The sequence below is a fragment of the uncultured Parabacteroides sp. genome (genome assembly GCF_905196875.1).
Taxonomy (GTDB): Bacteria; Bacteroidota; Bacteroidia; order Bacteroidales; family Tannerellaceae; genus Parabacteroides.
Window position 1 is genome coordinate 1 of the sequence record NZ_CAJJWO010000121.1, and the last position, 8075, is coordinate 8075.

An 8075-nucleotide genomic window follows, 5' to 3' on the forward strand; every position below is an offset into this window, starting at 1 on the left:
ATTATCTCGCAGGCAGCCACCGCTATCTGGGTATTGTCGTTCCTGACTTCTTCTCGTGCTTCCCTGCGGCTTGAAGTCAATTATATGAAACCGGATAAAAAGGTGATCGGGGCTATACTGGCACTCGGCGTTTCCCCTTTTATTATGGCAAGTACTGAAAGCCTGGTCGGTTTCGTTCTGAACGGGACACTTAAGACATTTGGGGACATTTATGTGAGTGCATTGACTGTCATGCAGAGTGCCATGCTTTTTGTAAGTGTGCCGCTTACCGGGTTTGCCTTGGGCTTTGTACCCATAGTGAGTTATAATTACGGACATGGAAACAAGAAACGGGTAAAGGAATGTTTCAAGATAGCGATGACCTTTATGTTCCTGTTCAACCTAATTTTGATGTTGTTGATGATCTTGTTTCCTTCGGTTATCGCTTCTGCTTTTACATCAGACCAGGAACTGATACAAACAGTAACGGAAGTGATGCCTGTCTTTTTAGCGGGAATGACCATTTTCGGTTTGCAACGTGCCTGTCAGAATATGTTCGTTGCTCTAGGGCAGGCCAAGATTTCTATCTTTATCGCATTGCTTCGTAAGGTCTTTCTACTTGTCCCGCTGGCCCTGATCTTGCCGCGTTTCATGGGGATGATCGGCGTTTATTCGGCGGAGGCTATATCGGATGCGACGGCAGCTATTTGTTGTACGATTATTTTTGCCATACAGTTTCCGAAGATATTGAATAAAATGGCTACACGATAAATAGGTGTCATAGAATTCAGACAAACAAATAGCCTCCGATTCTTTATCGGAGGCTATTTGTATTCAGTCCCTGTGGGATAGAGGAGGCTGTGTGAAGTTGATCAAGGTATATCGATCAACTTATGGGTTTGCAGACTGAGTTGCCATTCCGGATGCTGCAGGATGTATTTTACAATCTCTGCCGTATTCCTGCATGAACAAGGTTGTATGTAATGATGTTTTGCAGGCAGGTCAATGTAGGCCGATAGATCCTGGCCCAGATAGACTACCTTCACTTCATCCATCCTGTCGATACGGATTGGTGCACCTTCTTTCGGCGAACAAGTCACCCAGTCGATACCTTCCGGTAACTTCCGGGTCCCATTAGTCTCTATACATATATACTTGCCTGCTTTGTGGAGCAGGTCGATGAACTCTTCATCGATCCATAAAGAAGGTTCTCCACCGGTCAGAACAACCCGGTTGGACGGATAGACAGAGATAGCCTTGATGATTTCTTCATCAGACATCAATGTTCCTTCTTCATGTTCCGTATCGCAAAAACTACACTTTAGGTTACATCCTGAAAAACGGATAAAGACAGTCGCCTTTCCCGTATGATAGCCTTCCCCCTGAAGGCTATAAAAAATCTGATTAATCTTTCTCATAGATCGCTGTGTTTGATTCTGATTCTTTTATTTCTACTCTGTAGCAGGTGGGTAACTGGTCACAGATCCACCGTGCAATGTTCTCTGCCGTCGGGTTAAAGGGGAGAACTTCATTTAAATTTTGATGATCGAGCTTGCTCTTGATAATTTTTTTGATATGGCTGAAATCGATTACCATACCATCGGCGTTCAATTCTTTCGAGCGACAATAAACTGTGATGATCCAGTTGTGACCATGCAGGTTCTCACATTTACTGGAATAGGAAAGTTTCAGGCTATGTGCTGCTGATACCTCCATTCGCTTAATTACGGTATACATGGAAAAAAGATAATTTAAACGTTTATACTCTGTACCTGATGTCACATTGATACGGGTACAAAAATACACAAAATACACATGCAACCATCAGCTCTCTACCTATCGTATTTATTAAAAAAACATTTGTATATTTGCAAGTATTAGAATGTTAACTCCCTTTCCTTGTGAGAAGGAAAATAGATCTAAAGTGGCAATAAGTAAAAATACTTGCGTTATTTTGCTTGTTATTCGATAAAATATGTGTGCATTTGTGTTGGTAAACCAATATTTAAGCGACGGAAGCAAATGTTAAAAAAAAGAAGAAGCTGCAAATAAGTTTCGATAATTTTAAAAATGTGTTTTATAATATCTTTTTTTATTTGCGCAGTAACATAAAATCCCGCATCTTTGCATGCAGATAACCTAAACAATCTTTTTGCCTTAAAGACTAATACCTATTAAAAACCTATAAAGAGGGCCTTTGAGAAAAGGCCCTCTTTATGATTTTTAAGCCCTTAGTAACCTGTTTCTTCTATCTTCGACGATATTTTACCTATTGCTTCATTCAGTTTTTCTTCCGGTGGAATGACATTAAAGTTTCCCCAAAAACCTTCATCATAGCTAAATTTTGTTTCAGAAAAGACGGTTCGGGTCGATAATGTTTCTTTTCGTGTAAAACGGTTAACATTAACAGTGTCTGTTTTACATATAACCATTTCGAACCAGACGTGCAGGGGAGTGCTACCGAATATTTGCTTCTTTCGTTTTATTTTGAAATGCAGGTCGCCCCTTACATGATTAATATAATAAGTTCCGTTCCAGGGTTTGTAGGTGACGGTGTAAATAACCTTTTGAGGTGTGATTTTCAAGTTGCGGCTCTTCTTTTCAACCAGCATGCCGGCAGCTTCTTTCACGTATTTGGGATGCAGCTCGAATTCGGCACGAAGCAGTGCACTGTTCTCTGCATCGATATATAAGTTTCCTTTGTAGAGTGGCAAAGTGATGAAGTTGCGTTGCTCGAAAGAGATCACGTTGGCCATCCGGTTATCTATGACCGTTATATCTGAATGGGCAAAGACATAAGGGTAGTTTATCTCGCTTTCAGGCATCAGGAAATCAGGCATATCTTTCATTACATCCAGCATAAGACTGGCATTGAGTCCTGATTTCATTTTAGCGATCACCGTGTCTTTATCCTGGTTGCTGGAGATACGTCGCATCTTTAATAGTTTTAACTGATCGGTTCCGGGACGATTCGTATAAGCCGTTTTATAAATTTTAAAAATGCCTTCCGTCAGGCTGACGAACTTATTTTTCCGTTCGATCCCTTCCCGGTAGAACGAGGTCATATAGACCGGTTGTTGCGAATAGTTTTCCTCTTTTTTATCCTGCATTTCGCGTAATAATCGTAGAGGGTTTGCGATGCGGACCACAACTTCCTGCAAGGAGATGACTTTGGGCTCCAGAGTAAGCATACTGTAACGCTCTGCCAGCAACGATGCTGACATCTCGAGCGGCTGATAACCTAAATGAGAAAAAGTGATTTGGGATTGGCGTAAAGAGTCCGGCAGACGGAGCCTGAATTCTCCTCCCTGGTTAGTGATGCTTCCGATAGCTTCCTCACTGATACCGACAGTGGCGAAAGGGATAGGCTCGTTCGTATATTTGTCGCGCAGCAGACCTTCCAGTGTAAAATAACGAATACTGTCCGGAAGGACCGGTTCTGCTTCTGCCGGAGTCGTTTCTATGGGGGGTGAGATCAGTATGTGATTACCTATCACCCGGAGCCCAAGTTCTTTATTGCCTGTGATCAGGTAGATAGCTTCCCTGACGGAATATTTCCCGCCTGGTATTTTGACTATCTGTTCGTTATTGATAATTTTACTGTCGTAGATGAAAAGATAACCGGATTGTTCGGACACTTCTCCCAACAGATGGTAAATCGTTTCCCTGTTTTTGGAAAGGTGAATGACACGGTCGAGAATATCGTTATCGTCCGCCTGCAAAGGAGCTGCTACGACTAATAGCAGTCCGATGAGGAAGTAGAGTATGCGATATGTGATGGTCCGTTTCACCTCGTGTTGTTTTTATCCTGTTAGTTCTCATGCAGCGTAAATACATTCTTATCACGTGTATATTTCAGGTTCAAGGCTGCGCAGATCAGTTCCGCTATACTCTCCGGCGAATTGTTGGAGAAAGTAACGGTGAGTGTCCGGCTTTCTAAAGCAGGTATGGCCTGCAAACGTATATCCCCCGTGTTGAGGTTGATAATACGGAGAATGTCGGCCAGCCGTTCGTCTTTGAAACGTATTTGCTGCGTTATCTCGGAAAATTGATCCGGGTTTTTCGTTTGGCTTACCTGAAGCTTACGTGAAGAGAGGGTTGCCGTTTCACCGGCTTTTACATATACATCCTGCCCGCTCTTTTTCAGCGTCACCTTCACCATTCCCCGCTGTACGGAAAGTTCGAAAGGTTGCGAGCCGTCGCTTTTCACATTAAAAGCCGTTCCGAGTACTTCGATACGTGTATCTTCCGTTTCGATCAGGAAAGGCCGGGTACGGTTTCCTGCTATATCGAAAAGAGCGTTCCCCTGTAGGGATATTTCTCTTTTATCGGGTTGGAAATGTTCCGGGTAATGGATCGCTGCGTTCCCTGCCAGATATACGATGGAACCATCTTCAAGTGTGGTGGCCAGCGTTATTGTTTCTTTATTCTGCCGGGTAAGCAGGTTACGGTCGATAACCTGTTCTGTCTGATTGAAATAGTTTATTGATAAATATGCGCAAAGTAATATGACAGCCGCCGCTGTCCATTTGAATGCAGTCAGACGAAGCGACGGACGAGGTGTCTCCGCTTGGGTGATCAGACCGTCCTTCTCCAGGCGATTGTAAAGTGTTGTCCATGCCTGGTCCGTTTTTCTGTTGTTCTTTTCTTTCCGAGTCATACTGTTTGTGTATAATTCTCAATTTCTTTTCTGAGCATCTGAAGTGCCTTTGTCATTTCAGCTTCCACTGTTTTGACCGACAGGGAGAGGGTAGAGGCTATCTCTGCATATTTCTTTCCCTCGAAGCGGTGCATCCGGAAGATACGAAGCCGGCGTTCCGGCAGCTTCTTGAGTGTTTTGTTTATCAGTGTTTCCAACTCTTTGTACTCCAGCTGATCCTGTGGGTCGGAAGGTTTACTTTCCTGATCTCCCGAAAGTACGTTTTCCCGGTAACGGTTGCGTACTTCCAGATGTTCACAGTATTGGAGAGCCTGGTTGCGTACTGCCCCGTACAGATAACTTTTTATGGAGCGGAACACTTGCAGTTTCTCTTTTTCTTTCCAGAATACATAAAACAACTCTTGAACAATTTCCTCGGCCACGTCCATATTACCCGTGATACCTGCGGCATACAGGCAAAGGGGGGAGTAGTAGAGCCGGAAGATACCTTCAAAAGCCTTGACGTCCCCCTCTTTAATCTTTGTAAGTACGAATAAATCGTTCAGCATGCCGTGGATCTTAATTATTAGAGTCCTTCAAATGTACGAAAAGATATTGAAATTTATTTCTGTTGCTTTTTTAATTTGTTTACAGCACTGTCCAGCGATTCCGTAGGTTCGATGATATTGTAAGCACCCCAGAAATCTTCGTCCATAAAGTTTTCCACCTTGTCGGACAGTGACTGTGATTCTTTAAATGCTGTCTTGAACGGGATACCGCCTACGTTGTCCTCTTTACCGTCTGTCACGACCATTTCCGAAATGATGGTGTAATTGGTTGAGAACAGTTTACGTTTCCAGTCACATTTAAATCGTACCCCGTTGCGTACATAGTTCAGATAAGTTACACCATTCCTTTCTTTATAAGTGACCAGGTAGGCCACTTCAAGCGGGCGGAAGCGTAATCCGAACGGTTTCTTTTTGAGGATGGCCTGGGTCGCTTTGTTGCGATCGTCCATGCTCAGGTTGAATTCTGCACGGGTAAATGAGAGTCGTTCCTTGTCGATGTAGAGTTTTCCGTAATACAGGGCATACGGCATGATGACCTGGGGTTGGAAACTGATTACATACTGCGGACGGTTATCGATATTGGTTGATTCTTCCATTTTGAAAGTGTAATAAGGCAGGCATTCCAGGTCGAGCATTACATCCGGGTTCTTCACAATATCGACATAGATCGACATGTTAGGGCCACCGAGCAGCTTAACGGCTAGTGTGTCGCTTTTTTTCTGGCTCAACAACTTGCGACCTTTATAGATCTGTACCCGGTCGCGGTCTGCCGACTCGTTATACGGGGTTTTGTAGACATCGATCACAGCTTCCGATATGTTGATGTATCTTTTTCCCTTTTGGGCCGTTTCACGATAGAAACCGGTCAGCATATTCGTTTTCTTACTATAATTTGCCGGGATCTTTCTGATTGCTTGCTCCACGATGAGACGAGGGTCGCTGGCATGGATAATAATCTCGTCGAGCATGTTCTCGTAAGGAGTCATCCAGACAGTCAGGTCGGAGATATTGTTACCGTTGACTTCTACTTTATTATTATAGTATCCGATATGCGATACTTCTACCGCTTTTACATGAGATGCATCTTTGATCTTGAAAGAGAATTCCCCTTCCTCGTTGGTGATGGTACCTGAGTTACTGCCCGGAATGGAAATATTTACATATTCCAGCCGTTTCTTGTTTTGCTTGTCTTTAACGACTCCGCTTACGGTGATAAATTCGGCATTGGCATCGTCGCGTTCCAACTCTTGTGCCTGTAGCGGACTTATCCCTACCACTAATAATATGATCAGCAAAAATCTGATGGATTGTCTATACTGCGTTTTCATCTCTGTATTGTTTTAAAGGTGAATATTACTCGTTTGTACTAATAAGATCGTTCAGGAAGTAAATACCCTATGGAAAAAACGAATTATTTTGATAAATCTTTCTATATTTGTGAGACCTGTCAGGTGACTTGTCCGTTTGGTTTCGATGTATCGGTAAAGATTGCCGCTATCACACCGGTTATGCAGGTGCCGAATGAATTTTTGACTTAATAATACCGACTTATGAAATACATTAATTATTTATTGCTCTTGTTTCTTTTGCCTGTCTGTCCGCTAAATGCTCAGACACCTGACGAGTTGAAATCGTGGTTGCCGGCGGTGGATGGTTGGACCATATCGGAAGAAGTGGAAGTCTTCAATCCCGATAACTTGTTTGATCGGATCAATGGAGCTGCTCCGCTTTTTATCGAGAATAATTTCAGGGAAATGACTTCGATGGAGTATAAGAAGGGGGCAGATTATATTACTATACAGGCCTACCGGCATGCAACACCGGAAGATGCATTCGGCATGTATTCTTCGGAGCGTTCGTCCGATCTCGCATACCTTCCGATAGGAGGAGAAGCGCAAGGGGATAAGACCAATTTGTATTTCTTTGCCGGGAATATGTATTTAAAGATATGGAGTAATTCCTCCGGGGATGTATCCGGAGAATTGCAGACGATAGGAAAAGGATTGGCAGAAAAGATAGATCCGAATGCTGCTTATCCGTTGCCAGTCCGTTTGTTTCCGAAAGAGGGTAAAGTTCCTTATTCAGACAGTTATATAACTTCCAATTTTATCGGTCATGAGTTTCTGCGTGCCGTTTACACTGCAAAATACGAATGCAACGGACAAAGCTTCCTGTTTTTTATACTGGATGGAGGTAGCCCGGAAGGAGTAAAAGAGATATTGACGCAATATATGGCTTTTACCAAGCAGTCACAGGAATTGAAAGAGGGTGAACTGCTTATAAAAGACCGATACAACGGAGATATCCCGTCTGTTTGGAAAGGACGTTACCTGATCGGTATCTTCAATGAGAATGGAGATACGATAACTGGCAGTGATAAACTATTGAATGAAGTGGCGGGAAAACTTTAATGATTTTGTAAATGTCAAACTTTGATAAGGCAGACTTTATACAAGCTGTCTTCCAGGTGGTAAAAACGGTTCCGTACGGGCGTGCCACCAGTTATGGGGCAATAGCCCGTTCCATCGGTTATCCGAATATGTCGCGGATGGTAGGAACTGTTTTAGGTAACTGCAACAGTGCGGAAACCGGCATCCCTGCTTATCGTGTAGTAAACAGCCAGGGGATTTTATCCGGCAAAGATGCTTTCAGCACTCCAACCGAGATGCAGGAAAAACTGGCAGAAGAAGGTGTGATGGTTGAGAATAACCGCATCAAAGACTGGAAACGTGTGTTTTGGGATCCGATGAAGGAAATTGTTCTCCCTCAATAATCCTGTCAAAAAATCGCTTCAAACAAATCTCCATCGCCTTTTGCCTCACCATCGCCTGGTGCATATCCTCATCGATGACCATATTTCCGACAGGCTTGTAGCCGGCCGCCTGTCG

Annotated in this window: 10 protein-coding genes; 4 read left to right on the top strand and 6 right to left on the bottom strand. The window is 43.4% G+C overall.

Features of this window, described 5'->3' with window-relative positions; translation table 11 throughout:
- Positions 1-750: MATE family efflux transporter (locus QZ076_RS21510; protein ID WP_293717160.1), on the top strand; the 750-nt coding region annotated here is incomplete at its 5' end.
- 101 nt (positions 751-851) lie between these two features.
- Here the strand turns inward: QZ076_RS21510 and QZ076_RS21515 are convergent.
- The 6 genes from QZ076_RS21515 to QZ076_RS21540 form a co-directional block, all read right to left on the bottom strand.
- A complete protein-coding gene (locus QZ076_RS21515) occupies positions 852-1397 on the bottom strand; it encodes a 7-carboxy-7-deazaguanine synthase QueE (protein WP_293717161.1) in 546 nt (181 codons plus the stop codon).
- Positions 1384-1716, bottom strand: coding sequence for a 6-carboxytetrahydropterin synthase QueD (gene queD, locus QZ076_RS21520; protein WP_293717162.1), 333 nt, complete (start codon positions 1714-1716; stop codon positions 1384-1386). The genes QZ076_RS21515 and queD overlap by 14 nt, the downstream gene beginning before the upstream one ends.
- Before the next feature lie 494 nt (positions 1717-2210).
- The gene (locus tag QZ076_RS21525) at positions 2211-3770 is read right to left on the bottom strand and encodes an STN and carboxypeptidase regulatory-like domain-containing protein (RefSeq protein WP_293717163.1); all 1560 of its coding nucleotides are present in this window, start codon (positions 3768-3770) and stop codon (positions 2211-2213) included.
- A 20-nt stretch (positions 3771-3790) separates the two neighbouring features.
- Positions 3791-4639, bottom strand: a complete 849-nt coding sequence (locus tag QZ076_RS21530; RefSeq protein ID WP_293717164.1) for a FecR domain-containing protein — start codon at positions 4637-4639, stop codon at positions 3791-3793.
- Complete coding sequence (locus tag QZ076_RS21535) at positions 4636-5187, bottom strand: RNA polymerase sigma-70 factor (protein WP_293717165.1); 552 nt, start codon at positions 5185-5187, stop codon at positions 4636-4638. The genes QZ076_RS21530 and QZ076_RS21535 overlap by 4 nt, the downstream gene beginning before the upstream one ends.
- A gap of 53 nt (positions 5188-5240) precedes the next feature.
- A complete protein-coding gene (locus QZ076_RS21540; protein ID WP_293717166.1) occupies positions 5241-6515 on the bottom strand; it encodes a carboxypeptidase-like regulatory domain-containing protein in 1275 nt (424 codons plus the stop codon).
- 69 nt (positions 6516-6584) lie between these two features.
- On the opposite strand from QZ076_RS21540, the gene QZ076_RS21545 reads away from it, so the two are divergent.
- From QZ076_RS21545 to QZ076_RS21555, 3 genes are read left to right on the top strand one after another with little or no spacing between them, the layout of a single operon-like run.
- Positions 6585-6725: a hypothetical protein gene (locus QZ076_RS21545; RefSeq protein WP_293717167.1), complete on the top strand. Its 141-nt coding sequence runs from the start codon at positions 6585-6587 to the stop codon at positions 6723-6725.
- Positions 6726-6737: 12 nt separating this feature from the next.
- Positions 6738-7598: a DUF6599 family protein gene (locus QZ076_RS21550; protein WP_293717168.1), complete on the top strand. Its 861-nt coding sequence runs from the start codon at positions 6738-6740 to the stop codon at positions 7596-7598.
- 11 nt (positions 7599-7609) lie between these two features.
- Entirely contained in the window at positions 7610-7960 is a 351-nt protein-coding gene (locus QZ076_RS21555; protein WP_293717169.1) for an MGMT family protein, read from the top strand.
- Positions 7961-8075: the final 115 nt, after the last annotated feature.